This window comes from Enterobacter sp. V89_11, from assembly GCF_029967775.1.
Taxonomy (GTDB): domain Bacteria; phylum Pseudomonadota; class Gammaproteobacteria; order Enterobacterales; family Enterobacteriaceae; genus Enterobacter; species Enterobacter ludwigii.
Genome location: NZ_JASCAN010000023.1, coordinates 1 through 25,898 on the forward strand (window position 1 = coordinate 1; position 25,898 = coordinate 25,898).

18 protein-coding genes are annotated in these 25,898 nt (G+C 54.3%); 11 read left to right on the forward strand and 7 right to left on the reverse strand.

Annotated features, from left to right (window positions below):
• The 3 genes from QLG09_RS16175 to QLG09_RS16185 form a co-directional block, all read left to right on the forward strand.
• A partial coding sequence (locus QLG09_RS16175) for an Ig-like domain-containing protein (protein ID WP_282489079.1) occupies positions 1–6,716 on the forward strand: 6,716 nt, incomplete at its 5' end.
• A 76-nt stretch (positions 6,717–6,792) separates the two neighbouring features.
• Positions 6,793–8,973 carry a type I secretion system permease/ATPase gene (locus tag QLG09_RS16180; RefSeq protein WP_282489081.1) on the forward strand — a complete coding sequence of 727 codons (2,181 nt, stop codon included), beginning with the start codon at positions 6,793–6,795 and terminating at the stop codon, positions 8,971–8,973.
• Positions 8,970–10,145 (forward strand): HlyD family type I secretion periplasmic adaptor subunit, encoded by a 1,176-nt coding sequence (locus QLG09_RS16185; RefSeq protein ID WP_214578941.1) that lies wholly within the window; start codon positions 8,970–8,972, stop codon positions 10,143–10,145. Before QLG09_RS16180 ends, QLG09_RS16185 begins: the two co-directional genes overlap by 4 nt.
• A 35-nt stretch (positions 10,146–10,180) precedes the next feature.
• On the opposite strand, the gene QLG09_RS16190 is transcribed toward QLG09_RS16185, so the two are convergent.
• Positions 10,181–11,065 (reverse strand): MarR family transcriptional regulator, encoded by an 885-nt coding sequence (locus QLG09_RS16190; protein WP_014169985.1) that lies wholly within the window; start codon positions 11,063–11,065, stop codon positions 10,181–10,183.
• 290 nt (positions 11,066–11,355) lie between these two features.
• On the opposite strand from QLG09_RS16190, the gene QLG09_RS16195 reads away from it, so the two are divergent.
• Positions 11,356–12,819 carry an EAL domain-containing protein gene (locus tag QLG09_RS16195; RefSeq protein ID WP_282489082.1) on the forward strand — a complete coding sequence of 488 codons (1,464 nt, stop codon included), beginning with the start codon at positions 11,356–11,358 and terminating at the stop codon, positions 12,817–12,819.
• A gap of 32 nt (positions 12,820–12,851) precedes the next feature.
• On the opposite strand, the gene QLG09_RS16200 is transcribed toward QLG09_RS16195, so the two are convergent.
• Both QLG09_RS16200 and QLG09_RS16205 read right to left on the reverse strand, forming a co-directional pair.
• Entirely contained in the window at positions 12,852–13,124 is a 273-nt protein-coding gene (locus tag QLG09_RS16200; RefSeq protein WP_014169987.1) for a CsbD family protein, read from the reverse strand.
• A 119-nt stretch (positions 13,125–13,243) separates the two neighbouring features.
• Entirely contained in the window at positions 13,244–13,912 is a 669-nt protein-coding gene (locus QLG09_RS16205) for an epoxyqueuosine reductase QueH (protein WP_282489197.1), read from the reverse strand.
• Between the two features lie 802 nt (positions 13,913–14,714).
• Here QLG09_RS16205 and QLG09_RS16210 point away from each other — a divergent pair.
• The 4 genes from QLG09_RS16210 (at position 14,715) to QLG09_RS16225 (ending at position 19,096) form a co-directional block, all read left to right on the forward strand.
• The gene (locus QLG09_RS16210) at positions 14,715–15,518 is read left to right on the forward strand and encodes a DUF6694 family lipoprotein (protein WP_020884201.1); all 804 of its coding nucleotides are present in this window, start codon (positions 14,715–14,717) and stop codon (positions 15,516–15,518) included.
• Between the two features lie 297 nt (positions 15,519–15,815).
• On the forward strand, positions 15,816–16,091 hold the full coding sequence (locus QLG09_RS16215) for a metal/formaldehyde-sensitive transcriptional repressor (protein WP_014169989.1): 276 nt from the start codon (positions 15,816–15,818) through the stop codon (positions 16,089–16,091).
• Between the two features lie 33 nt (positions 16,092–16,124).
• Positions 16,125–17,243, forward strand: coding sequence for an S-(hydroxymethyl)glutathione dehydrogenase/class III alcohol dehydrogenase (locus QLG09_RS16220; RefSeq protein ID WP_014169990.1), 1,119 nt, complete (start codon positions 16,125–16,127; stop codon positions 17,241–17,243).
• Positions 17,244–17,404: 161 nt separating this feature from the next.
• Positions 17,405–19,096: a methyl-accepting chemotaxis protein gene (locus QLG09_RS16225; RefSeq protein ID WP_025204238.1), complete on the forward strand. Its 1,692-nt coding sequence runs from the start codon at positions 17,405–17,407 to the stop codon at positions 19,094–19,096.
• Positions 19,097–19,152: 56 nt separating this feature from the next.
• On the opposite strand, the gene QLG09_RS16230 is transcribed toward QLG09_RS16225, so the two are convergent.
• From QLG09_RS16230 to QLG09_RS16245, 4 genes are all read right to left on the reverse strand, one after another.
• Positions 19,153–21,534, reverse strand: a complete 2,382-nt coding sequence (locus tag QLG09_RS16230; protein ID WP_160890622.1) for a glucose/quinate/shikimate family membrane-bound PQQ-dependent dehydrogenase — start codon at positions 21,532–21,534, stop codon at positions 19,153–19,155.
• Between the two features lie 282 nt (positions 21,535–21,816).
• Positions 21,817–22,740, reverse strand: a complete 924-nt coding sequence (locus QLG09_RS16235; RefSeq protein ID WP_014169993.1) for a LysR substrate-binding domain-containing protein — start codon at positions 22,738–22,740, stop codon at positions 21,817–21,819.
• 186 nt (positions 22,741–22,926) lie between these two features.
• Positions 22,927–23,811 carry an SDR family oxidoreductase gene (locus QLG09_RS16240; protein WP_014169994.1) on the reverse strand — a complete coding sequence of 295 codons (885 nt, stop codon included), beginning with the start codon at positions 23,809–23,811 and terminating at the stop codon, positions 22,927–22,929.
• A 64-nt stretch (positions 23,812–23,875) separates the two neighbouring features.
• A complete protein-coding gene (locus QLG09_RS16245; RefSeq protein WP_020884197.1) occupies positions 23,876–24,265 on the reverse strand; it encodes a YdeI family stress tolerance OB fold protein in 390 nt (129 codons plus the stop codon).
• Positions 24,266–24,403: 138 nt separating this feature from the next.
• Between QLG09_RS16245 and QLG09_RS16250 the strand changes: the two genes are divergently transcribed.
• The 3 genes from QLG09_RS16250 to QLG09_RS16260 are packed head-to-tail and all read left to right on the forward strand — an operon-like array spanning position 24,404 to position 25,893.
• Entirely contained in the window at positions 24,404–24,907 is a 504-nt protein-coding gene (locus tag QLG09_RS16250; protein ID WP_032678124.1) for a hypothetical protein, read from the forward strand.
• 9 nt (positions 24,908–24,916) lie between these two features.
• Positions 24,917–25,363, forward strand: a complete 447-nt coding sequence (locus QLG09_RS16255) for a YetF domain-containing protein (protein WP_020884195.1) — start codon at positions 24,917–24,919, stop codon at positions 25,361–25,363.
• An 11-nt stretch (positions 25,364–25,374) separates the two neighbouring features.
• On the forward strand, positions 25,375–25,893 hold the full coding sequence (locus QLG09_RS16260) for a 2-oxo-tetronate isomerase (RefSeq protein ID WP_014169998.1): 519 nt from the start codon (positions 25,375–25,377) through the stop codon (positions 25,891–25,893).
• Positions 25,894–25,898 lie beyond the last annotated feature (5 nt).

Consider the following 25,898-nt stretch of genomic DNA (forward strand, 5'->3'; position numbering starts at 1 on the left):
TGCCGGGCCTGCGTGTCGATACCGTGGCAGGCGACGATGTGATTAACAGCATCGAGCATGGTCAGAACCTGATTGTCAGCGGCTCCAGCGATGGGCTGGCGGCGGGGACCATGCTTACGGTAACGGTGAACGGCAAAACCTATGCGGCGTCCGTACTGGCGGACGGGACCTGGAACGCGGCTATTCCGGCGGCGGATGTAAGCGCGCTGCCGGCAGGAACGGTAACCGTTACCGTTGCAGGCCAAAGCACCACGGGCAATCCGGTGACCATCAGCCATGACGTCACGGTTGATCTGGCGACCGTCGCCATCAGCATTGATACCATTGCCGTTGACGATGTGATTAACGCGGCGGAGAAAGGGGCAGATCTGCTGCTTTCCGGCACCACCAGCAACGTGGAAGCCAACCAGACCGTCAGCATCACCTTTGGCGGCAAGCACTACACGGCCACCGTTGATGCCAGCGGTAACTGGACGGCGACGGTACCGTCTGCTGACCTGGCCGGTCTGAAAGAGGGCGATGCCAGCGTACAGGTGAGCGTCACCAACGTGAACGGCAACAGCGCCTCAGCAGGGCGCGAATACAGCGTCGATGCGACCGCGCCTGCCGCGACGATTGATACGGTTGCCGGCGACAACGTGATCAACGCCAGCGAAGCGTCTGCAGGTGTGGCCATCACCGGCACCACCACGGCAGAAGCGGGTCAGACGGTCACCGTAACGCTCGGTGATAAGCAGTACACCGCGCAGGTTCAGGCAGGCGGCACGTGGAGTGTGAATGTGCCCGGGGCCGACCTGACCGCGATGGCCGACAACGGCTACACCGTACAGGTTAGCGTGAGCGATGCGGCCGGTAACCCAGGCAGTGCGGCTAAAGCCATTACCCTTGACACCACGCCACCGGTTATCAGCTTTAACGCGGTCGCCGTTGATGATGTGATCAACAGCGTGGAGCATGCGCAGGCGCAGATCGTCAGCGGTAGCGCAACCGGTGCAAACGTCGGCGACAGGCTGGTGATTACCGTCGGGTCTCATCAGTACACGACAACGGTAGATGCGAGCGGCAACTGGAGTGTGGGCGTACCGGCCAGCGTCATTTCCTCGCTGGCTGACGGCACTGCGACCCTCAGCGCAACCATTACCGACAGTGCGGGCAACAGCAGCACGAAGACCCATGATGTGGTGGTCAACACGGCCTCGGTGGCGCTGACCGTGAATACCATTGCCGGCGACGACGTGATCAACGCGGCAGAAGCTGGCACCTCGCTGGTGATTAACGGCTCGAGCGCACAGTTTGCCAGCGGGACGCAGGTCACGGTAACCCTGAACGGTAAAAGCTACACCGCCACCATTCAGAGCGACGGCTCCTGGACGACTACCGTGCCGGCTGCTGATGTGGGCGCACTGACCGATGGCGGACATTATCCTGTCTCCGTTGCTGCCCAGGACAGCGCGGGCAACAGCGCGTCGGCAACGCACGGCATCAGCGTGGATACCACCGCGCCGGTGATCGGTGTGAATACGCTCTCTGGCGACGACGTGTTAAATGCAGCGGAAGCACAGCAGCCGCTGACCGTTCACGGTTCTACCAGCGCGGAAGCCGGGCAGACCGTTACCGTAACGCTGGGGGGTAAAACCTACAGCGCAACGGTGGCGAACGATGGTACGTGGACGCTGGATGTGCCGGCCGCCGACCTGGCGGCCCTGAATGAAGGGGCGCTGACGCTGACCGCTTCAGTCAACGATAAAGCGGGTAACAGCGGACAGACCACTCACACCCTGACGGTGGATACCGTGGCGCCAACCGTAACCATCGGCACTGTGGCGGATGACGATATTGTCAATAACGCCGAGCAGCTGGCAGGCCAGACCATCAGCGGCACCACCACGGCGGAGCAGGGCCAGACGGTGACGGTTTCCTTCAACGATCACCGCTATCAGGCGACCGTGGGGGCGGACGGCTCGTGGTCGGTCTTTGTGCCGGGGCATGATTTCCTCGGCCTGAGCGACGGGAATTACACCCTAACGGCGACGGTGAACGATAAGGCCGGTAACTCGGGCAGCGCGACGCACGACGTGACGCTAAACGGTGATGTCCCGAGCATAACTATCCACACCTTTGCGCAGGACGATATCGTCAGCGCCGCTGAACATGGTATCCCTCTGGTGGTCAGTGGTACCACCGACGCGCCTGCGGGCCAGACGGTGACCATCACCCTGAACGGCAAAACCTACACCACAACCGTGCAGGCTGACGGTAGCTGGAACTATACCGTAGGCAGTGCAGACGTGACCGCGCTGGCAGACGGAGGATCGTATGTGATCCATGCCCAGGTGAGTAATACCATCGGTAACACTGCCAGCGACGATCACACCGTGACCGTGGATCTGACCGCGCCGTCAATGGGGATCAGTATCGACGCCCTGCAAAACGATACCGGGCTGAGCGCGAGTGATTTCATCACCAACGACAGCCAGATTATTGTTAACGGTTCATTGACCGCGCAGCTCGGCAATAACGAGAAAGCGCAGATCAGCGTGGACGGCGGGGCGAGCTGGATTGACCTGGCCGTCACGGGCACCACCTGGCGCTACACCGATGGCCGCACCCTGACGGACGGTACGTATCAGTACCAGGTCCGCGTGATTGATAACGCGGGTAACGTAGGGGCAACGGACAGCCAGAACGTGGTGGTGGATCTCACCGCGCCTGCGGCGACGACCATTACGGTCGATTCCGTCAGTCAGGATACCGGTTTGTCTGGCAGCGACTTTATCACCAGCGATAACCAGATCAGCCTGAAAGGGACGCTCGGTGCGGCGCTGGGGAGTGGCGATCACGCGCAGATCAGCCTCGATGGCGGCGTAACCTGGACGGATGTCAGCGTCAGCGGACTGAGCTGGACTTGGGTTGATACCCGCACGCTGGCGGACGGCGATTATAACTATCAGCTTCGCGTGATTGACGATGCGGGCAATATCAGCGCCACCACCAGCCAGGTGGTTACCATTGATACCGTGGCACCCGATGCCAGTAAAACCATCGCCATTGACAGCATCAGCGATGACACCGGCCTGAGCAGCAGCGACTTTATCACCCATGATACCTCGCTAACGCTGCATGGCTCGCTCGGCGCGACGCTGGCTGACGGCGAATATGCGCAAATCAGCATCGACGGTGGAGTGACCTGGCAGAACGTGATTGTCACCGGCAACAGCTGGTACTACGTGGACGGCCGTACGTTGGGTAATGCCACTTATGACTATTATGTGCGCGTGGTGGATGCCGCAGGTAACGTGGGATCCAGTGCCCATCAGCAGGTGACTGTCGATACGGTCGCCCCGGATGCGGCGATTACGGTGACCGTGGATAACATCACCGTGGATACCGGCTTTGACAACAACGACTTCCTGACCAGTTCAACGTCCTACACCCTGAACGGGACGCTGGGGGCGCAACCCGGTGCGGGCGAGTATGTTCAGGTCAGTATGGATGGCGGCACCACCTGGGTTAACGCGACGGTGAATGGCACACAGTGGAGCTATAACGACACGCGTACCCTGGCCGACGGTAGCTACAACTATCAGGTGCGGGTGGTCGATCTGGCCGGTAACGTCGGGGCAACCACGTCGCAGACGGTCACGGTTGATACCCACGCGCCTCAGTACGGCATCACCATTGACAGCATCAGTGAAGATACCGGGCAGTCCGGCACTGATTTCATCACCATGGACACCACGCTTACGCTCAACGGCTCGCTTGGCAGCGCGCTGGCCAATGATGAACGCGTGCAGATTAGCCTGGACGGCGGGAATACCTGGACAGATGCAACGGTAACCAACCAGCGCTGGAGCTACACCGATACCCGCGATCTGGCTGACGGTGATTACACCTACCAGGTGCGGATTATCGACCAGGCGGGCAACGTGGGCTCAACCTCATCGCAGGTGGTGACGGTGGATACCACGCCGCCAACCACCGTGGGCACCGTGGTGAGCTATACCGATGACGAAGGTGAGCGTCTGGGCTCCTTTGGCAGCGCGATGGCGACGGATGACAGCTCGCCGCTGATCAACGGAACGCTGAACCGCGCGCCGGATGACGGTGAGATTGTGCAGCTTTATCGTGACGGGATCCTGCTGGGCCAGGTCACGATGAACGGTAGCGCAAGCTGGTCCTTCCAGGATAACGGCCTGAGCGATGGCAATCATACGTATATCCTGCGGGTAACCGATAAAGCCGGTAACTATACGGAATCGGACGGGTTTGTACTGAACGTCGATACCAGTATCCCGACCACCACGGCGGCAATTATCGCGCAGACAACATCGGATACCACGCCGATTGTCAGCGGAACGGTCTCCGCGGATCTGGTGAACGGCGAGTACCTGGTGGTGAATGTGAACGGTAAAACCTACACCTCGCAGACGGGCGGCGCGGTGGTGGTCGACCCGGATCACAACACCTGGTATCTGCAGATCCCGGACAGCGATGCACTGAGCGTTGCCAGCTATAACGTAACGGCACAGGTGAAGAGCAGCGCGGGTAACGGCAATACCACCGGGACGGCGAGCGGCAGCCTGGTGATTGACACCACCACGGTGAATACCAGCTGGGCCACCACGGCGGGTAACAGCGATAACTCGACCATGACCGTCGGCATGAACAGCAGCGGCCTGTGGAATATCATTGCTAACGGACAGTCCTATTCCAGCAGTGATGATTCAACCTACGCGGCGAACGCGCTAACCAATACGCGTGGCTTCCCTGCCGTAAGCCAGACCGCCGCCGATTTCGACCGTAACGGCACGCAGGACATCTTTGCGACTGAAACCACCTACGGCGGGTCTACACAGGTGATGTGGACCTACGATGGCAGCACTTACAACGCCAGCCAACTGGGTATGGGAACCACTATCTGGTACGGCGGTGTCATTGCCTACGATAAAACCGGTGACGGGTATCTGGACCTTGCGTATGGCGATGCCGGTGCGGACTCCATTACCTACCTTATTAACAACAAGGGGGTACTCACGCCGGATGGGAACTATGGCGGCGCCGGGTTCTGGGGACAATTCACCACCATGCGTGAAATCTCCGGCGTTGACCTGAATAACGACGGCACCGTGGATGTGGTTCAGCACACCAACCGCAGCGGCGCGTACTCGCTTACCGTGATTAACAACAACGGTAACGGGACGTTATCCCTCGGTCAGAACCTGACTAACGTGTTTGTGGCAAACGTGGCGAATACCACCACGGCGGCGTCGATGACGTGGGCGGATTTCAACGGCGATGGCTACATGGATCTGTACCTGGGCAGCAGCTACAACAACAACGGCGGGGTGATCTACTACAACGACGGTACCGGGAAACTGTCCACCACCAAGAGCGCGGTTGAGGCGTCTAACGCGTCAGCAGGGTATCTGTCGGTGGCGGTGGACTGGAACGCTGACGGCCAGATGGACGTCATCAAGCTCAGTACCTACAGCGGATCGCAGACCGCAACCCTGTTTACCAACAACGGTTACGGTTCAAGCTGGACAGCAAGTCAGCTGGCTTCAGGGCTGGCGAACGTCACCGGTGTGGCCGCCGTGGATTACAACTGGGACGGCGCGCAGGATCTGCTGGTGTCGCAGCAGAACGGCAAAGTGGTGCTGGTGCAAAACAGCAAAACCGTTGCCGACGGCACGGCAATGCATCTGCACATTGTCGACAGTGAGGGTATCAACGCCTACTACGGTAATACGGTCAATCTGTATAACGCGGCGGGCGTACTGGTGGCCTCGCAGATCATCAACGCCCAGTCCGGTATTGGTTCGAACGATACCTCTGCACTGGTGAGTTTCTACGGTCTGGATCCGAATGAAACTTACTCGGCCGAGATCCTGAAAATCACCAATGGCGTGTCGGATAACGTCACCTGGAGCGGTCTGGAAGCCGGCAACGGCAAAGAGGGCTACGTGCTCACTGCCGAAGCAGCAACCGGGGGGCACAGCGGGACGCTTACCGGTACCGGGTATAACGACACCTTTATCGCCGAGGACGGCACGTATACCTATAACGGTTCCGGCGGCTGGACGACCCACTCGGATCACGACACCTGGAGTAACACCGGGGGGATGGACGTGGTGGACTACCGCAATGCGACGTCCGGCGTGACCGTCGATCTGCGTCTTTCTACCGCGCAGGACACCGGGTTTGGTACCTCACGCCTGCTGAACATTGAGGGCATTAACGGCTCGGACTTTGACGATGTCATTACCGGCAACAGCGGTAACAACCAGTTCGAAGGCCGTGGCGGTAACGACACGTTCAATATTGGCAGCGGCGGTCACGATACGCTGCTCTACACGTTGATCAACGCCTCCAATGCCACAGGCGGTAACGGCAGTGATGTGGTGAACGGCTTTACGGTAGGCACCTGGGAAGGCACGGCGGATACGGATCGTATTGACCTGCGCGACCTGCTTTCAGGCAGCGGCTACACCGGTACGGGCTCAGCGAGCTATGTGAACGGGGTCGCCACGCTGGACGGCAGTGCGGGGAATATCACCGATTACATCCGCGTGGTGCAAAACGGCAGCAATACCGAAATCCAGGTTGACCTGGACGGTAGCGGCGGCCAGTTCTCACCCACAACGCTGGTCACGCTGAACGGCGTGCAGACCGATCTGGCTACGCTGCTGGCAAATCATCAACTGTTAATTGCGTAAAACTATGCCGCGAGGAGCGATCCTCGCGGCCTTTTGCGTGGCTACAACGAAGAGCGATAAAAGATTTCACAACATTATGAAGACACATCCACAGTACGAATCCTGGTTGCAGGGCATGCTCATCATCGCGAAGCACTATCGGCTGGACTTCTCGGCAGAGCATGTTCGGGTCACGATTAACCATGAAAGCCAGTCTCCACGCCAGCTGGTGCTGGAAGAGATGGCACGCCAGCTTGGGTTAGGGATGCGTATGGTGGCGGCCGACGCGGTCTCCCTCGACCCGTGGCGTTTACCTCTGCTTGCGGAATTTACCGGCGGACAAATCGCGGTCATTAACCGCATGGACAGCGAGGGCAACGTGAGCCTGCAGTTCAGCGGTGACGGCGGCCTGGAGACGACGCTGACGCGTGATGCGCTGTGCTCACGGTTGACAGGACTGCTGGTGCTGCGCCCGCTCGAGTCCACGCCGGATGCCCGGGTGGATGATTACATCAAACCGTATGAGAAAAACTGGTTCTGGCAGCTGGCCCTGAAGGACTGGCGACGCTACAGCGATATTATGCTGGTGGCGCTGGTCGCTAACGTCCTGGCCCTTTCCGGCATGGTCTTTTCCATGCAGGTGTATGACAGGGTGGTGCCCTCGCAATCGGAAGCCACGCTGTGGGTCCTGTTTGGCGGCGTGATGATCGCCATTGTTTTCGAATTCATCATGCGCATGCTGCGCGTGCACATTTCGGATGTGGTGGGTAAACGCGCCGACCTGCGTATTTCTGAACGCGTTTTTGCACACGCGCTGCGGATTAAAAACGGGGCCCGCTCTAAGTCAACCGGGTCGTTCATTGCCCAGATCCGCGAGCTGGAGTCGGTTCGTGAACTGATCACGTCCACTACCATTGCGGCCATCTCCGATCTGCCGTTCTTCCTGCTGTTTGTGTTCATTTTGTGGATGATTGGCGGACCGCTGGTACTGGTTGTCCTGCTTGCCGTGCCGCTGCTGCTTATCCCGGGCCTGCTGGTCCAGCGCCCGCTGGGCAAACTGTCCAGCGAAGGGATGCGCGAGTCTGCCATTCGTAACGCCACGCTGGTGGAGGCGGTTCAGGGCATTGAAGACATCAAGCTGATGCGCGCTGAACAGCGCTTCCAGAATCAGTGGAATAACACCAATGATGTTGCCGCTAACGTCGGCATGAAGCAGCGCTGGCTGACCGGGCTGTTGCTGACCTGGACGCAGGAGGTGCAGTCGATTGTGTATGCCGTGGTGCTGCTGGTGGGGTGTTACCTGGTTATCAGCGGGGACATGACCACCGGTGCGCTGGTGGGGACCTCTATTCTCGCGTCGCGGACCATCGCGCCGCTGTCGCAAATTTCAGGCGTGCTCTCCCGCTGGCAGTCGGCGAAAGTGGCGCGTAAAGGACTCGACGATCTGATGCAGCGCCCGATTGACGATCCTCAGCAGGGCAAGAAGGTGCATAAAGCCCATCTGCGGGGGGATTATGCGCTGGAAGAGGTGGGGTTCTGGTACGACGATGAAGAAAAACTCACCGTTCTGAACATCAGCAAACTGCAGATTCGCGCCGGTGAGCGGGTGGCGGTGCTCGGACGCAATGGCTCCGGCAAAAGCACGCTGCTGCAACTGCTGGCAGGGATGCAGGAGCCTCAGCAGGGCAGCATTCTGCTGGATGATATCGCGTTGAACCATCTGGACCCGGCTGACGTGCGCCGCGACATGCAGCTGCTGAGCCAGCAGGCGCGGCTGTTCTTTGGCTCCGTGCGGGACAACATTCTGATGGGCAACCCGCTGGCCACCGACGATGAGATCCATCAGGCGCTGGTGAACAGTGGTGCGCTGGAGTTTGTCCGCAAACAGAAAATGGGGCTCAACTACATTATCAACGAAGGCGGCGCGGGCCTGTCCGGCGGGCAGCGTCAGGCGTTATTACTGGCTCGTGCTCTGATCACCTCTCCGAACATTTTGTTGCTGGATGAACCTACCGCCTGGCTTGACGAGATGAGTGAGAAGCAGTTTATCCAGCACCTTAAACCGTGGTTGGGCAAGCGCCGGACGCTGGTGGTCGCGACCCATCGTCTGCCTATTCTGGAACTGGTTGACCGTATCATCGTGCTGGAAAACGGCAAGGTGATCATGGATGGCCCGCGCGACGCCATCCTTCGCCAGCACGGTATGGCGCCGCAAAAAGCCTCACAGCGTACCGTGACCATGAAACCGACACCAGTAGCAGAGGAGGGCGTAGCATGACTGATTTCTCTCGCGTCAACAGCCGCCTGAAGGAGCCACGCTTGCCGCGGTCAACCTGGGTCGCCTGGTCGCTGTTCGCCCTGCTGGCGGTATTTATCACCTGGGCAAGCCTGTTCAGCCTTGATGAGGTCACCACCGGTAGCGGCAAGGTGATCCCCTCTTCCCACGAGCAGGTGATCCAGTCCCTCGAAGGGGGCATTATTCACAGTTTGCTGGTGCGTGAAGGCGACATCGTTGAGCGTGGTCAGCAGCTGGCACAGCTTGACCGGACGAAAACCGAATCAAGCGTGCTGGAAAGTGAATCGCGCCTGAATGCCGCGCTGGCAACCGCCTCGCGTCTGAAGGCCGAAGTGAACGACACGGCACTGGCTTTTCCGGCAGAGCTGGATGATGACGTTGAACTGGTCAAACAGGAAACGGCGCTGTATCAGTCTCGTCGCGAAAGTCTTGAGAAAGGGCTGGCGGGTTTACGGCAGGGGGCCGAGCTGGTGCAGCGTGAGCTGTCGCTGACCCGTCCGCTGGTGACGCAGGGGGCAGCCAGTAAGGTGGAGGTGTTACGTCTTGAGCGTCAAAAAAATGAGTTTGAGAACAAAATCACCGAGATGAAAAACCAGTATTACGTTCGCGCCCGTGAAGAGCTGGCGAAAGCGAACGCGGAGATTGAAGCGCAACGTTCAGTGATGAAAGGGCGTGAAGATTCGTTGACCAGACTGACCTTCAATGCGCCGGTGCGCGGGATCGTTAAGGATATCGACGTGACAACCGTGGGAGGGGTGATTCCGCCAAACGGCAAGCTGATGAGCCTGGTTCCGCTTGATGACCAGATGGTGATTGAAGCGAAAATCTCGCCGCGCGATGTCGCCTTTATTCATCCGGGACAAAAAGCGCTGGTGAAAGTGACCGCCTATGACTACTCCATTTACGGTGGGCTAGAGGGCGAGGTGACCATGATTTCGCCGGATACGCTTCAGGATGAGGTGAAAAGGGATGTGTATTACTATCGGGTCTATATCCGCACTGACAGTAACCATCTGACCAATAAACAAGGCAAAGCCTTCCCGGTGTTTCCGGGGATGATTGCGACCGTTGATATTAAAACAGGCAGTAAAACGATTCTGGATTATCTGTTGAAACCGCTTAATAAGGCGAAAGAGGCACTGCGGGAACGGTAAACAAAGGGCGTTCGGGAAACCGAACGCCAGAAACATTATACCGTCGACGTTACGTTAACAACGTGGCGTCGTTCTTTAGGAACGACGTTGATATAGTGAGTCACATAGGCGAAGTATAATCCGGCATAGTTTTCGACCAGTTCTATAAACGCCGGGTAAATCGACATCTGGCCATCACCCTGATCTTTAAGATAACCCGCCTCTTGCGCCGATTTGATAATACGGTTGACGTGGATCCGTGAAACAAAAAATTCTTTAGCCAGTAAGTTGGCTGAATAAGGTATTACTGCACCATGTGCGGTTTTATTTTTTATGGCCTGCAGGTAAAGATATAACATTATCATTCGCCCTCCGTCTTTATCAATAAACAATCCCACTTCAGGCAAAACCTTCCTGAACGTTAATCCCCTGAAAAGGTATTCCGCTGCGCGACGGAAAAAGTTATTTCGCAGGATGTCGTTATCCAGCAGATTAACGTTGATATTAAACTTTGGGAAAAGAATACTTACCGGCAAAAATGCGCCGGACATGTAGCGTTTAAGTTCATTAAGTCCCTTTTCAGTCGGTGCGATTCTCGTTTTGCGTCTGTCTTCACTGCAGCGCCAGGTCTTGATGCGCCCGGTGGTTCTGAGCAAGGTGATGATCGCAATCACACTGTTGGGGCTGGCTATTTTATAACGGGAACATAATTCTTTAATTTCTGATACTGACTCAGCCTGATTTCCAAAGATAAAACAACACATGGAAAGAATAATGTTGAACCGTGATTCCTGAAGCATCGTTTTGTAGAACAAAGGTTGTTTTTTGTAGATGGCGTCATTAATGGTGTAGTGCTCTGTTATTGCCTCACTGAATCGCGGATTGTTTTTAATGACATCCCTTCGATGTAGCAAGGCCCTGGATGAGATATGATTATCCATAGCGTTTGTCTCTTATATGAATGAGCCGATAGATGAAGTATCCAGTCTTCTTTCGGATTTTTCATTATACCTTGAGATTGACATATTTACCGTTATTATTTGATGCGAATTTTATATTTATACTGCATATGGATACAGGCGGTGATTAACACAAAGATGTTCTCGTGAGTCACGTTGATAACGGTTTCTTAACCTGATGGTGTACTGTAAAATTATTATCAACAACAGGGTTTTTTATATTTTGTTACATTCACAAATGGGATATGTTTTTTTGTGCCCAGGAGCAGGTTATGACCCAAAATATTTCTTTCAGAAATGCTGCTTTTTATGAGCAAAAATTTGTCATCTCAACCTGCCATTTCACATTTCAGGGGTACAGTCTGTTACTCAAACAGTACGGTATAGACGCTTCGCACGTTCGTTTTGAGGGGGATGAACCTTCCCGGCAGGATCTGGAAAATATCCTTAGCAGTCAAAATGCTCAAATCTCGGTGTTCCTCGGAAAAGGTGTGGTCTCTCTGCTGGAGAGCCTGAAGCGACTCGCTTGCGTGCTAAATAAACTTCCTGTTATTCGAAAGGTAACCCTGTACGGGGAAATGCCGGATGGCTGGCTGTATCGAACGCTGGGGAATCTGTTAAATAATACTTTCCAGCTTTCATTGATTCGTATAGCCAGCGTGTCTGATGTTATGACCTGTTTTCGTATGCATAATGACGTATTTAAGGATAACTCACGTTCATTGCGTGACCAATACTGGGGGTTGTCTTTTCAGGAAAACGTAAAAGGTTTAACCGAAAGAGAGGTAAGCGTTTTATTAAATTTTTATCGCGGAATGTCAGTAAAAGAGCAATGTGAAAAAATGGGGCTGTCTAATAAAACGGTTTATACCCATCGTAAGGAAGGGGTTAAAAAATTACACCAGATCCGACGCTGGCTGAAAGATCCGCATGCCTTAAGAATGGAAGGCAGCACGGAACGGTTAACGCAAAAAGAAAGTCTCTCTGCCAAAGAGACGGCGGTTTATAATGCATTGCTAAAAAGAGAGATATTCCCTGCGTATCAGATCATAACCGATCGTTATAAGAAGGGGGTGGGGTTTGAGATACTCATTCGCTGGAATAATAATGGTAAAATTATCAAGCCAGTTAATTTTCTTACTGATATTTCAAGCCAGGAAATATGGCTAAAAATTACTGCGCTAGTGATTCATGCTGCGGTGTCGGGTATTAATAAATATAACGGTAAATATTATTTTTCCGTCAATATCCCCCCGCGACTTGCCTCGGGTAATGCACTTCCCGACATGGCCAAAAAGGCTGTGGCGATGCTGCTCAATCCGCAGTGGGCCGACAAGCTGGTCTTTGAATTTGCCGAAGATATTGATGTAACCAAGGATAGGACGATCCCAGAAACCATGCGGCGTTTACGCAATACCGGGTGCCGGCTGTTTCTCGATGACTGCTTTTCCAACCATCAAACCATGTTCCCGGTAAGGCAGGTGCATTTTGATGGATTAAAGCTTGACCGGGATATCGTCGAGCATTTTGTGGCGAATGACAACGATTATAATCTTATTAAAGCAATACAGATATACAGCGATATGACCGGCACGGATTGTATTGCTGAAGGGGTGGATAGCGAAGAGAAGTTTGAAAAGTTAGTCGCCCTTGGGGTTAAAAGTTTTCAGGGCTATTATCTGTCGCGGGCCGTGAAAGAAGACGAATTAGATCGCATGGTCAGATTGTTTAGCTAAAGCGCAAAAATAAAGCCCCGAAGGGCCTTTATTTATTTTCGACCCAGTAACAGGCCGAGAACAATACCTACCGCCCCCGCAGCAATTAAACCCGTCAGGGGATTGTTCCTCACCGCTTCAGTGACATCGGAAACGGCGTCGCTGGCCTGCGCGGCATATTTTTTGGCAGCACCTTTAACCTGATGCTTAGGGGAATCAACGAAATCGCCAAACTGCTGCTGGGCTGAGCCTGCCAGTTCATCGAGTTTATTTTTCGCTTTGTCTTCTGCAAACTGTGTATTTTTATCAGTATTGAAATCAGTCATTTTTGCCTCCTTGTGTTGATAGTATAAGGATAGCCTCTCTTTTGCGTTTTAAGGGACGCAGGGCGGAATTTGGCACAAAATCCTCCTGTTTTCGGATATATCTCTATGCCATAAACCCTTTATTTCTCATTCTCATCCTGACCGTAATACAGTTTCCCAATCCGGATAAGCGGGCGGCCCTGAGATTTGCGGTGCAGGTTACTGTCCCTGAGCGAATACACGCACCCGCAATATTCCTGCTGGTAAAACTGTTCTCGCTTGCTTATCTCAATCATGCGTGAGGAACCGCCCTGTTTGCGCCAGTTGTAGTCCCAGTAGACCATCCCCGGATAGCGCGTTGCCGCACGCTGGCCGCAGTCATTTATCTGCTGCATATTCTTCCAGCGGGAGATCCCTAATGAACTACTGATGACGCGAAAACCATTTTCTGCCGCATACAACGCTGTGCGTTCGAAACGCATATCGAAGCACATGGTGCAGCGGATGCCGCGCTCGGGTTCCCATTCCATGCCCTTAGCGCGTTCAAACCAGTTATTGGTGTCGTAATCGGCATCGACAAACGGCACGCCGTGTTTTTCCGCAAAGCGAATATTCTCCTCCTTACGGATGAGGTATTCCTTTTGTGGATGAATATTGGGGTTATAGAAAAATATGGTGTAATCAATTCCCGACGCCTGGATGGCCTCCATCACTTCTCCCGAGCAGGGGGCGCAACAGGAGTGCAGCAGCAGTTTGTCGGCACCGTCTGGCAGGGTAAGTTGAGGGCGGATAAAGGGGGTTGTACTCATCATATCAACTCTATGTGAATGAAATTTATTGAATTGTAGTCCCGTAACCGAAGAAAGTGAACGTTCAGGGCAAACCCCGGCGAACGTAAACATCCACGTTTCTTTTCTATGGCTCCGATCACGTCACCTCGTATTCCCCCGATCCTGCGACGACTCGCAGCAATCATGCATTGACCGAAGGAATAAATTCGACATAATTTATTTCTGTGGTGAATCCTCTCTGACGAGAGGGCGTTCCGGACTACTGCTGTCCGCAGGTATGCACGCGTCTTTGCTTACCAGGGGAGAGTCACTGGGATGCACCCGGCACCACGATTCTTTCTTTATTTTTTTATCCCATTGGAAGGGTATAGAGTGCACAAGTTTAATTCCTCTCTTCTTGCGATTTTTTTGCTGACAGGTTGTAGTTCCGATCTGGTTCTCAGCCCACCTCAAAAACCTGAATACAAGGCTATGCCAGAGATAACCCAGTCTGTGACACCATCCCAACAGCGTGCGATCATGGCTGGTGAGAGGCCTGATTGGTCAGAAAGGACGCCAGTCGGCACCATGAAACGATATTGATAAATACCTAACGACCAGGGCTGCCATTCGGTGGCCTTTTTTATTGTGATGAATGAGCGGGATGTGATGGCCGCAGCCAAAACGCAGAAGGCATGGTGAAAACGACCCTGCGCCTGGCGTTGATAATCACCAGACGTGTGGAATGCAACTGAATCAAGTTAATGTTCTATATGCTTATTTTATCAATGCACCAATTCCTGATAAGATTGTTCCTAATTTTTACTGATGGAATAGGGACATGAAAAAAATTGTTGGCGTGATATTACTTTCCTGCTTACTTGCCGGTTGCGATAAACCTAAAATTGACTCATCAACTGATGATGCAATGAAATCGTCTATAGCTAAAGTCAGAGAGTCACTTCCGGAGAATAAGCGGGAGGAGTTTGATAGCGCTCTGCAAGTTGTGGCATTCAGTAACATCAACATGGCTGATCTCATGCATGCTTCATCAGACAATGACAAAGAAGACCTCAGCAAAAAGATGCGCGAACCCCTGTCGGGAAAGACTGCTGAGGAAGTCATTTCTTATGCTCAGAAAGTAACAGCTGAGAGAGAGCTTAAGCAGAAAGAACAGGCAATTCAGGAAATTAAAACGCTAGAAAAGAAAAAAGCTGACTCAGATATGGCTAAAGAGGAGCTGAAGAAAATCCAGGTTTTATCAGCCAGATTTACCAGGGAGCCTGAGGCAGACGGTGAGCCACAACCCGTAATTAGACTGGTTGTAAAAAACAAGAGTGAAAACGTTATTTCCAGAGCCTACCTGCATGGAGTGATAGCAAGCAGCGGACACTCAGATCCCTGGTTGGAAAGTAAGTTCTTTTACGATATTCCTGACGGGCTTAAACCGAATGAAGAAGCTACATGGGCTCTGGCTCCGCCTAAAAATTCTGAATGGGGTCAACTTTATGCCCCAAGCGACGCTGTTTTCACTGTGACAGTCATGAGAGTAGACGGTACTGATAAGCGGGCGTTGTTTGATGCAACAATGTTTACAGAGGAAGACGGTAACAAGCTTGATGAATTGAAGAAAAAATACCCGTGATTTTTAGCTAAAAAAATGACCCGCTTAGGCGGGTTTTTTTACGTCCGGAGGAAACGTGGCGACAGATATATTCACCTGGTGAACCCAGATACGGGCAGAAAGGGAAATTTAGCCACACGATTCGTTCTGCATCCTTTGGTCGTGGTTATGAGCAAATCGCAGGAGATGAACTAACCCTGAGCAGCAATTCTGGCTGATGACCCCCTCAGCTAACTACACGATAACCACGTAAAAGCTAATGTTTACATAAACCTGTTTTAAAAGATACAATACCCCCCTATAGTATCAGGAGGGCGTATGCCGCATTCACCCGCAGATAAAAAACGTATTCTGACGCGCGTCCGCCGCATTCGAGGGCAGGTTGATGCTCTTGAGCGTGCACTGGAATCGGGCGACCCCTGTCTGGCCATCCTGCAGCAAATTGCCGCCGTGCGCGGTGCTGCGAATGGGCTGATGGGCGAAATGGTTGAAATTCACCTCAAAGATGAGCTGGTGACCGGGGAAACAACGCCGGACCAGCGGGCCGTTCGCATGGCAGAAGTCGGTCATTTGCTGCGCTCTTATCTAAAATAAACCCACAGACCTCACAATAAGGGAAGAGACATTATGAAATCTCGCGCTGCTGTCGCATTTGGCCCCGGCCAGCCGCTCAAAATCGTTGAAATCGACGTGGCTCCGCCGAAGAAAGGCGAAGTCCTGATCAAAATTACCCATACCGGCGTGTGCCATACCGATGCGTTTACCCTTTCGGGTGACGATCCTGAAGGCGTTTTCCCGGCGGTACTCGGCCACGAAGGCGGCGGGATTGTGGTGGAAGTCGGCGAGGGCGTGACCAGCCTGAAACCGGGTGACCATGTGATTCCGCTGTACACGGCAGAATGTGGTGAGTGTAAGTTCTGTAAATCCGGCAAAACTAACCTCTGCCAGGCGGTTCGCGCTACTCAGGGTAAAGGTCTGATGCCAGACGGTACCACTCGCTTCTCCTATAACGGTGAGCCGATCTATCACTACATGGGCACCAGTACCTTCAGCGAATACACCGTGTGCGCGGAAATTTCGCTGGCGAAAGTGAACCCACAGGCGCCGCTGGATAAAGTTTGCCTGCTGGGCTGCGGCGTGACCACCGGGATTGGCGCGGTGCATAACACCGCAAAAGTGAAAGAGGGCGACACCGTTGCGGTGTTCGGTCTGGGCGGTATCGGTCTGGCGGTAATCCAGGGGGCGGTGCAGGCGAAGGCGGGTCGTATTATCGCTGTCGATACTAACCCGGAGAAATTCACACTGGCAGGCGAAATGGGTGCCACTGATTTCGTGAACCCGAAAGACTACGATAAGCCGGTTCAGGATGTGATCGTTGAGATGACCGATGGCGGCGTTGACTTCAGCTTCGAATGTATCGGTAACGTTAACGTGATGCGTTCCGCGCTTGAATGCTGCCACAAAGGCTGGGGTGAGAGCATCATCATTGGCGTTGCCGGTGCGGGCCAGGAGATCAAAACCCGTCCATTCCAGCTGGTGACCGGCCGTGTGTGGCGTGGTTCAGCGTTTGGCGGCGTGAAAGGGCGCACCCAGCTTCCGGGCATGGTGGAAGATGCAATGGTCGGGAAAATTCAGCTCGACCCGTTCATTACCCATCGCCTGCCGCTGGAGCAAATCAACGACGCGTTCGATTTGATGCACGAAGGTAAGTCCATCCGTACCGTGATTCACTTCGGCGACAAGTAACTCTTCTGCCAGCGGTTTTTTTGCCGCTGGCGTTTCCTGCATAATCTTCTCTAAAGTGTGACCTGCCTTGCGCTTTTAGCCGTAAGCTAATCTCCAGCCGTGCCGATGACTATTTTACAGGCGTGTTTTTACGCATCTTACCTACAAGAGAGTCGACGGTCATGGACAACACAACAACGATGCAGGCGCAGCGCACGCTGAGCTTTTTGCATCATATCAGGCTGGTTCCGCTGTTTTCCTCCATTCTCGGTGGCATTATTTTGCTGTTCGCCTTGAGCTCAGGTCTGGCGGGCTATTTCCTGCTGCAGGCAGACGCCGATCAGCAGGATGTCACATCAGAAATTCAGGTGCGTATGGGGCTGTCGAACAGTTCTAACCATCTTCGCACCGCGCGTATCAATATGATCCACGCTGGCGCGGCCAGCCGTATCGCCGAGATGGATGCAATGAAGCAGAACATCAGCGAGGCGGAAAAACGTATTAAGCAGTCTCAGGATGGCTTTAATGCGTACATGAACCGCCCCGTTCGTACGGCGGAGGATGAAGCGCTGGATGCCGAACTGAAAACACGCTTTGACGCCTATATCGCGGGCCTTCAGCCGATGGTTAAATTTGCCAAAAACGGCATGTTTGAAGCGATCATTAACCATGAAAACGAATCCGCGCGCCCGCTGGATGACGCTTATAACGCCGTCCTGCTGAAGGCGATTAAGATCCGTACCGACCGGGCCAATGCCCTGACGGCGCAGGCGCACAGCCGCACGCAGCTGGGCCTGATGTTTATGGTCGGGGCGTTTGCCCTGGCGCTGGTGTTGACCGCGCTGACCTTTATCGTGCTGCGCCGCACGGTCATCAATCCGCTTCAGCGTGCTGCCACGCGAATCGAGAACATTGCAAAAGGCGACCTGACGATGCCGGATGATGTCGCCGGGCGCAGCGAAATTGGCCGGCTGACGCGCGACCTGCAAACCATGCAGCACTCGCTGGAGACCACGGTTGGCACCGTACGCCAGGGGGCGGAAGAGATCTATCGTGGAACCAGTGAAATCTCGGCTGGCAACACCGATCTCTCATCCCGTACCGAACAGCAGGCGGCCGCCATTGAGCAGACTGCCGCAAGTATGGAACAGCTGACCGCGACGGTGAAACAGAATGCCGATAACGCGCACCATGCCAGCAAGCTGGCGGAAGATGCCTCCGGTAAAGCCAGCCGTGGCGGCCAGATGGTCTCCGGCGTGGTGAAAACGATGAGCAATATCTCCACCAGTTCGAAGAAGATCTCTGAGATTACTGCGGTGATTAACAGCATTGCGTTCCAGACCAATATCCTGGCGCTCAATGCGGCAGTAGAAGCAGCGCGTGCGGGTGAACAAGGACGCGGCTTTGCGGTGGTGGCGAGCGAAGTGCGTACCCTGGCGAGCCGAAGTGCAAATGCCGCGAAAGAGATTGAAAGCCTGATCAACGAGTCGGTTTCCCTGATCGATCAGGGTTCCGGTGAAGTGGTCGCCGCGGGCAACACCATGAACGACATCGTCGATGCGGTGAAACGCGTCACCGATATTATGCTGGAAATTGCCGCCGCCTCCGACGAACAGAGCCGCGGTATCGAGCAGGTCAGCCAGGCGATTTCGGAGATGGACAAAGTGACGCAGCAGAACGCCTCGCTGGTGGAGGAAGCCTCTGCGGCGGCGGCCTCCCTGGAAGAACAGGGCGCGCGTCTGACCGAGGCAGTCGGGGCATTTCGTCTGAGTGGCGCAAAGCCTGGCCGTTCAGTCTCGTCTGCGCCAGCGGTGAAAAACGCACCTTTACGTCCTGCGCCTGCGGTGTCGGGTGATAACTGGGAAACGTTCTGAGTCGTCCGGGGTAAACGGGTGAAAAAAAGGGACCGTCAGGTCCCTTTTTTATTGCGTTACTGCTTATCCGGTAGCGCGTAGGCAATCACGTAATCACCGCGATCCGGCGACTGACGGGCACCCCCCGCGTTGATGATGATGTACTGTTTACCGGTTTTCGGTGAAACATAAGTCATCGGTCCGGACTGGCTACCGACCGGCAGACGGTCTTTCCAGATCTCTTTCCCGGTGGCGGTATCAAACGCGCGCAGGTAGAAATCCTGAGTGCCGGCAAAGAACAGCAAACCGGACTGGGTAGCGAGGGACGCGCCCAGTGTCGGCATACCGATTGGGATCGGCATATGCATGCGAATGCCAAGCGGGCCAGTATCTTCCACCGTACCGACCGGAACCTGCCACACCAGCTTGCCTGATTTCAGGTCAACGGCTGACATGGTGCCAAACGGTGGCTTCTGACACGGAATGCCCAACGGCGACAGGAAGCGTTCACGCATAGCCCCGAACGGTGTACCGTCCATAGGCACAATACCCATCTCGATGCCGCTGGCGTTTTTCGCCACGTTGGCACGCGGTACCATGTAGTTTGCCAGTCCCAGGCGCATATCGTTAACGAACATCAGGCTGTTGTTCGGGTCGATTGAGACGCTGCCCCAGTTCATCCCGCCAAGGGAGCCCGGGAACTGCAGGGAACGGTCGAGACCCGGTGGGGTGAAGACGCCCTGGTGACGCATCTCTTTAAACTGAATGCGGCACAGCAGCAGGTCGACTGGTGTCGCCCCCCACATATCCGATTCGGTCAGCGTCTGGTTGCCAATCATCGGCATGCCAACAGAGTACGGTTGGGTCGGGGAGTAACGTTCACCTTCAACGTTACCGGCCGGTACAGGGCGCTCTTCCACTTTCGCCACGGGCTTGCCGGTTTCGCGGTTGAGCATAAAGATCATGCCCTGCTTGCTGGTCTGCACCAGCACCGGCGTGGTGCCACCTTTACCGTCGGGTAAATCGTACAGCAGCGGCTGGGAAGGGAGATCAAAGTCCCACAGGTCGTGGTGGGTGGTCTGGAAATGCCAGCGCACCTGGCCGGTGGCGGCGTCCACCGCCACGATGGAGGAGCTGTACTTGTCATCCAGCGCCGTACGCTCACCCGCCCAGAAATCTGGCGTGGCGTTGCCGGTTGGCAGATAGATCAGGTTCAGTTTTGCATCGTAAGACATGGCAGACCAGACGTTCGGCGTGCCGCGTGTATAGGTCTGTCCTTCCGGTGGAAGGCCGGTCAGTTGCGGATTACCCGGATCCCATGCCCATGCCAGCTTACCGGTATGAACGTCATACGCACGCACGACGCCCGGCGGTTCACCGGTGGAGAAGTTATCCGCGATACGACCGCCGACCACCACCACATTCCCCGCGACCAGCGGCGTGGAGGTCTGCTGATAGTAGCCCGGCTTGATTTCCCCCATCCCGATGCTCAGGTCAACGGTGCCACGATCGCCAAAGTCTTCACAGACTTTGCCGTTATCCGCATTGATGGCAATCAGTCGCGCATCGGTGGTCGGCAGGAACAGACGACGAGGGCAGGCCGCAGGTTGTGTATCTCCCTGTGACGTTGTCACGCTGCTGTGGTCTTCAAAATAACCCAGACCGCGGCAACGCTGCCAGTTCGGTGCCGAGGCTTTCGCGTCGTAACGCCATTTTTCTTTACCGGAGTCGACGTCCAGCGCCAGGACTTTACTGTACGGCGTACAGACATACAGCGTGTCGCCAATTTGCAATGGGGTGTTCTGATCTTCCGCACCGGAGCCGTTGCTCTGAGGAATATCCCCCGTGTGGGCAACCCAGGCCACCTTCAGATCGTTCACGTTTTGTTTGTTAATTTGATCGAGGGCGGCGAAGCGGTCACCGTGGGTGGTATTGCCCCAGTGCGCCCAGTTTTTCTGCTCCTGACCCGGTGCGACCGGTTTTACCGGTACCGGCTCATTCGCCGCCACCAGCGTTTGCGGCTTGAACATCCAGCCGAGGCTCACCAGCATCACGACCGCCAGAACGGCCGCGACGCCAAACGCCGGTGCTTTGTTCGGGGCGTTGTGGTTTGCTGCGCGCATAAACGGCCAGACGATGGCACAGAGGAAGGCCAGCACGGCAAACGTAAAGAGGCGCGAGAAGAGCGGCCAGAAATCCCATCCGGCATCGCTGACGGCCCAGAACAGCGAGGCGATAAACGCGATGCCATAGAGGACGATCCCGCTGGCGCGGTTGATGAAAATCAGGACGGCGGCAATCACCATCGCCACGCCCATGATCAGGAAGTACCCACTTCCGCCTACGGTAACAAGCTTTAAACCTAAGCCGCCAACAGCCAGACCGATGAGCGTCATCAGTCCGGCAAGGAGCCACTGCAGGATACGGGGTATCCCACGTGGCGCGCTGCCAAATGCCATTTCTGTCTCCTTTAAATCCCCCGCGTTGCGGAACGGTGCCGAATATGTACCAATTGGGTAATAATCGCGGAGGGGGATGAGGTTTTATACGGTTTATCCGCATCATGTGCGGTTGAATTCCTGTTTAACAAATAGCATGCGAACCATTTGGTGAATTCGAGGCTATGATAAAACTGTTAAATTGTTTTACGCAATTGTTAATGGATGATTTCGCATTTTTTGACCACAGAAACAAAAAACCCGTCGACAGGACGGGTTAGTGGTTGAGGTTGTAAAGGCGTCTCAGGCAGGCATGGATTTGCGGATGGCGCTGAGCAGCGTCTGCGCACCCGGGGAGAGCGGGGTATCCACGCGGGTTAATATACCGATAGGTTCGCCCGCACCTGGCGACGTTACCGGCAGTGCGGTAAGCGTGCCCTGGCGGAGATCATCTTTCACCGCGCCGGAGGGAACGAACCAGACGTAGTCATAATCCACCGTAAGCTGGCGCGAAAGCGAGGCCGACAGCGTTTCGATGCAACCTGAAGGCAGTGAGCAGCCCTGCATCTGCAGCAGTGTCTCGGCGTTCTGACGCGGAACGGTGCCTTTTGGGGATACTACCACCGGCCACTCCATTACGCGGCTTAACGTCACCGTATCCTGCAGCAGGGGGTGACCGGGACGCACGACCAGCTTCAGGGATTCCAGGAACAACAGCTCGTAGTTAAGCCCGCCCATAAGCTCGGGGTCGGACATGCGCCCGATACCGAGATCCAGTTCGCCGGATTTTAGCCCGGCGAGCAGCATGGTGTTATTCATGGTGGCAACCTGAATAGTGGTATGCCGCTGATGTTTGTGGAACTGCCCAATGACCGGAGGCAGAATGCCGAGTGCCGCCGTTGGCAGGGCACCCACGCGCACAATCTCCGTGGCGTGCTCCTCTTTGCGGTTAAGCGACTGTCCGGCAGTATTCAGCGCATCGAGAACCTTGACGGCGTGCGTAAGAAATTGTTCACCCACGAGGGTGAGTTGTGCCCCCAGCCGACCGCGGTCGAAGAGACGGGTTCCGGTGAGTTGTTCCAGCTCGTTCAGCGTTTTGGAGAGCGCAGGCTGGCTTAGGTTGAGAGTTTCAGCCGCTCGCCCCAGCGTTCCCTGTTGAGCGACGGCCACAAATGTATGCAAATGGCGCAAGCGTATGCGCTGACTGAACAGACCATTTTTTTCCATAGGCGATGTTAAAAACAGAGCGATGCGGGTGACAAGCTAAGTTGTTTAATTTTGATAACTTGATAGCAAAATATTTTTAACATTTGATCTGTTTGAGTTACAACATGTTTTTTGGCAGGGGGGAGAGGAAGAACGTCCTTGTTCTTTTCGAGCACATTGAGAACGTTACGTCAGTGTATAGCCGGGTTAAATCACGCCATCACCGCCGTCAGAGCACCATACCTGACCGGAGGTAAATGAACATTCATCCGAGGCCAGCGTGACATAGAGCGGTGCGATTTCAACAGGTTGACCCGGACGCCCCAGCGGGGTATCGCCCCCAAACTCTTTCACTTTTTCCATCGGCTGGCCGCCGCTGGATTGCAGCACCGTCCAGTAAGGACCCGGGGCAACCGCGTTGACGCGTATTCCTTTTGGCCCAAGCTGTTTCGCTAAGGATTTGGTGAATACCGCCAGACAGGCTTTTGTCTGGGCATAATCCAGCAGCACAGGGCTGGGCTTAACCGCCTGGACCGAGGAAGTATTAATGATAGAGGCCGACGGTTTCAGATGGCGCAGCGCCGCTTTTGTTATCCAGAAAGGCGCATAGACATTGGTTTTGAAGGTCGCGTCAAAATCTTCCGTGGTAAGCTCTTCAAGGGATTCCCGGTATTGCTGACGACCGGCGTTATTCACCAGAATGTCCAGTCCCCCCAGTTTGGCCACCGCCTCTTCTACCAGATTCTGGCAGAACGTCTCATCACGTATGTCACCCGGCAGCGCGACGGCAATGCGTCCTTCCGCTTTGATAAGCTCAATGACGTCAACCGCGTCTTTCTCTTCTTCAGGCAGATAGTTAATTGCGACGTCAGCCCCTTCACGGGCGTAAGCGATCGCGACTGCGCGACCAATACCGGAGTCGCCTCCGGTGATCAATGCTTTCTTGCCGGCAAGGCGGCCATGCCCTTTATAGCTCGTTTCCCCGTGGTCGGGTACGGGTTGCATTTCTGATGCCAGTCCCGGCGGCGTTTGCGGTTGCTCCGGGAAAGGGGGTTGCGGGTAAGCGTTCTGACGTTGTGTAGTATCACTCATAGCTGACTCCTTAAGCCAAGGGGTGAGATTTGATGGATAGTTGCAGCGTTAACGCTTCGCTGAATTATTTCTGCAAATGATCGACGCGCACGACAGGCGGCGATGATTTCTTATCAAGCGATCCGTTGATACTGATCATCTGATCGGGTTTTACTGTTCTGCCGTCGAATACTGCCTGGGGAATAATAACGTCTATTTTTCCGGTTTTATCCTGGAATACAAACTTATCGCCGCTACCGTCAATAAGGTTTCCGCGTAATGAAATAGTCGCACCATCATGCATTTCTTTTGCATGATCGATGGTCATAATTCGTGCGTCATCGGTTCCACGATAACCGCTATCCAGTGCGTGCGGCGGTGGCGGTGCTTCACCTTTTTGTAACCCGCCGTTATTATCTGCCCATGCGGCCGGTACCAGAAATATCAAAAAAGCGGAAATAAGCGATAATTTCATCTGATATCCTTCATTTTGTGTGTCTTGACTTATTAAGTATTGTTGCTATTCCTTTATGTGGCAAATGTGATAAGTCTTAAAAACATTCGCTTTTGAAATCAAAAATATCGGTTAATAAGCGAAACGGTGATGGCCGCCATGAAGCGTCAAAGTGATAAGCTACCTGGGATAGATGAGAATTACCGATTGCTGACGTTTGAATATGGATTTCGTCAGGTGGGTTTTATTGTCCTGCTGGCCATTATCGTTGCGGCGATAGCGGGCTTCTTTTCAAGCGGAGTGGTGAGTGATACGCAAAGAACAAACTCGGCAAAGTCGCTGACCATCAACTACGAGCGCTTTGGTCGACGCCAGACGGAGTCGAAGATCCACCTTTCATTCCCGGTTAGAACAGAAGGGAAATACACCCTGAGTGTGACCAGCGAGAGCAACGATGTTTACGAGCCAGGAAGCGTTTGGCCGCAACCGGACAGCATGTTCAGTCGCGGGAATACGCTCTTTTTTGTTTATAACAACCTGAAAATGTCCGACAACTTCTCTGTCTTACTTTTCACGACCCCTGCACGCGCAGGTAAATGGGACAATGTCGTTCGCATAAACAACGAGCCGGAAATCCCTTTCTGGCAATTTATTTACCCGTAGGAGGCTGATATGGATATGGTCTTTCGTGCGCTGGCTATTTACCTGTTCCTCGTCGTGGTATTTAAAGTTGCCGGACGGCGCGCTTTGCTGCAGATGACCAGCTTTGATCTGATTCTCCTGTTAATTATCAGTGAGGCGACGCAACAGGCGCTGCTCGGGGAAGATTTTTCGGTCACCGGCGCAATGATTACCATTACCACGCTGGTGGTAGTGGATATTATCTTTGGGATAATGAAAAAATATTTCTCACCGGTAGAAAATATTCTTGATGGCACTCCGGTGATATTGGTTGAGAACGGCGTGCCGTTAGCAGATAAACTCAAAAAAGTCGACGTTTCCTGTGATGATATTCTGGTATCGGCACGCCAGAATAATGGTGTTACGCAGCTGAGTGAAATTAAATATGCCATTCTTGAACGCAATGGCCATATTTCAATCATTCCTTTTGAGAAGTAAGAGGCCACGAAATGAGCAACCTTCACCATGATAACAATTATACCGTCGCCGAACTGACCAAAAAAGTGGCGAGCAAATTAACAGACTTAGGGCTTCGCTTAACCACGGCAGAATCCTGCACCGGCGGAAAACTCTCCGTCGCCCTTTGTGCTGAAGAGAACACGGCCGAATTTTATGATGTCGGCCTGGTCGTGTTCAGTGACGGCGCAAAAGAGCGCATTCTGGGCGTGCGTCCTGAGACCCTTGAACGGTATACGGCCGTGAGTGAACAGACGGTGACCGAAATGGCCGCCCGGATCCTGGAAATTGCCCAGGCGGATGTCAGTATTGCCATCAGCGGTTATGCCGGGCCAGAAGGGGGCGACGATGGCACGGCGGCAGGGACCGTTTGCTTCGCCTGGAACCTTCGCGGACACACGGAAACCCGTACCGTCCTGTTTTCCGGCGACTGCCAGGATGTGGTTGAGAAGGCGGTGCAGTATTCATTGTCTGAATTAGTGACCAGATTATCAGGCTGGGATAACGAGTAAATTAA

Excerpts from the sequence above, each read along its gene's own strand:
- QLG09_RS16220 (WP_014169990.1), top strand. The coding sequence starts at position 16,125 with ATGAAATCTCGCGCTGCTGTCGCATTTGGCCCCGGCCAGCCGCTCAAA.
- QLG09_RS16260 (WP_014169998.1), top strand. The coding sequence starts at position 25,375 with ATGAGCAACCTTCACCATGATAACAATTATACCGTCGCCGAACTGACC.
- QLG09_RS16235 (WP_014169993.1), bottom strand. The coding sequence starts at position 22,740 with ATGGAAAAAAATGGTCTGTTCAGTCAGCGCATACGCTTGCGCCATTTG.
- QLG09_RS16255 (WP_020884195.1), top strand. The coding sequence starts at position 24,917 with ATGGATATGGTCTTTCGTGCGCTGGCTATTTACCTGTTCCTCGTCGTG.
- QLG09_RS16180 (WP_282489081.1), top strand. The coding sequence starts at position 6,793 with ATGAAGACACATCCACAGTACGAATCCTGGTTGCAGGGCATGCTCATC.
- QLG09_RS16230 (WP_160890622.1), bottom strand. The coding sequence starts at position 21,534 with ATGGCATTTGGCAGCGCGCCACGTGGGATACCCCGTATCCTGCAGTGG.
- QLG09_RS16225 (WP_025204238.1), top strand. The coding sequence starts at position 17,405 with ATGGACAACACAACAACGATGCAGGCGCAGCGCACGCTGAGCTTTTTG.
- QLG09_RS16195 (WP_282489082.1), top strand. The coding sequence starts at position 11,356 with ATGACCCAAAATATTTCTTTCAGAAATGCTGCTTTTTATGAGCAAAAA.
- QLG09_RS16240 (WP_014169994.1), bottom strand. The coding sequence starts at position 23,811 with ATGAGTGATACTACACAACGTCAGAACGCTTACCCGCAACCCCCTTTC.
- QLG09_RS16210 (WP_020884201.1), top strand. The coding sequence starts at position 14,715 with ATGAAAAAAATTGTTGGCGTGATATTACTTTCCTGCTTACTTGCCGGT.
- QLG09_RS16190 (WP_014169985.1), bottom strand. The coding sequence starts at position 11,065 with ATGGATAATCATATCTCATCCAGGGCCTTGCTACATCGAAGGGATGTC.
- QLG09_RS16185 (WP_214578941.1), top strand. The coding sequence starts at position 8,970 with ATGACTGATTTCTCTCGCGTCAACAGCCGCCTGAAGGAGCCACGCTTG.
- QLG09_RS16250 (WP_032678124.1), top strand. The coding sequence starts at position 24,404 with ATGAAGCGTCAAAGTGATAAGCTACCTGGGATAGATGAGAATTACCGA.
- QLG09_RS16205 (WP_282489197.1), bottom strand. The coding sequence starts at position 13,912 with ATGAGTACAACCCCCTTTATCCGCCCTCAACTTACCCTGCCAGACGGT.
- QLG09_RS16200 (WP_014169987.1), bottom strand. The coding sequence starts at position 13,124 with ATGACTGATTTCAATACTGATAAAAATACACAGTTTGCAGAAGACAAA.
- QLG09_RS16245 (WP_020884197.1), bottom strand. The coding sequence starts at position 24,265 with ATGAAATTATCGCTTATTTCCGCTTTTTTGATATTTCTGGTACCGGCC.
- QLG09_RS16215 (WP_014169989.1), top strand. The coding sequence starts at position 15,816 with ATGCCGCATTCACCCGCAGATAAAAAACGTATTCTGACGCGCGTCCGC.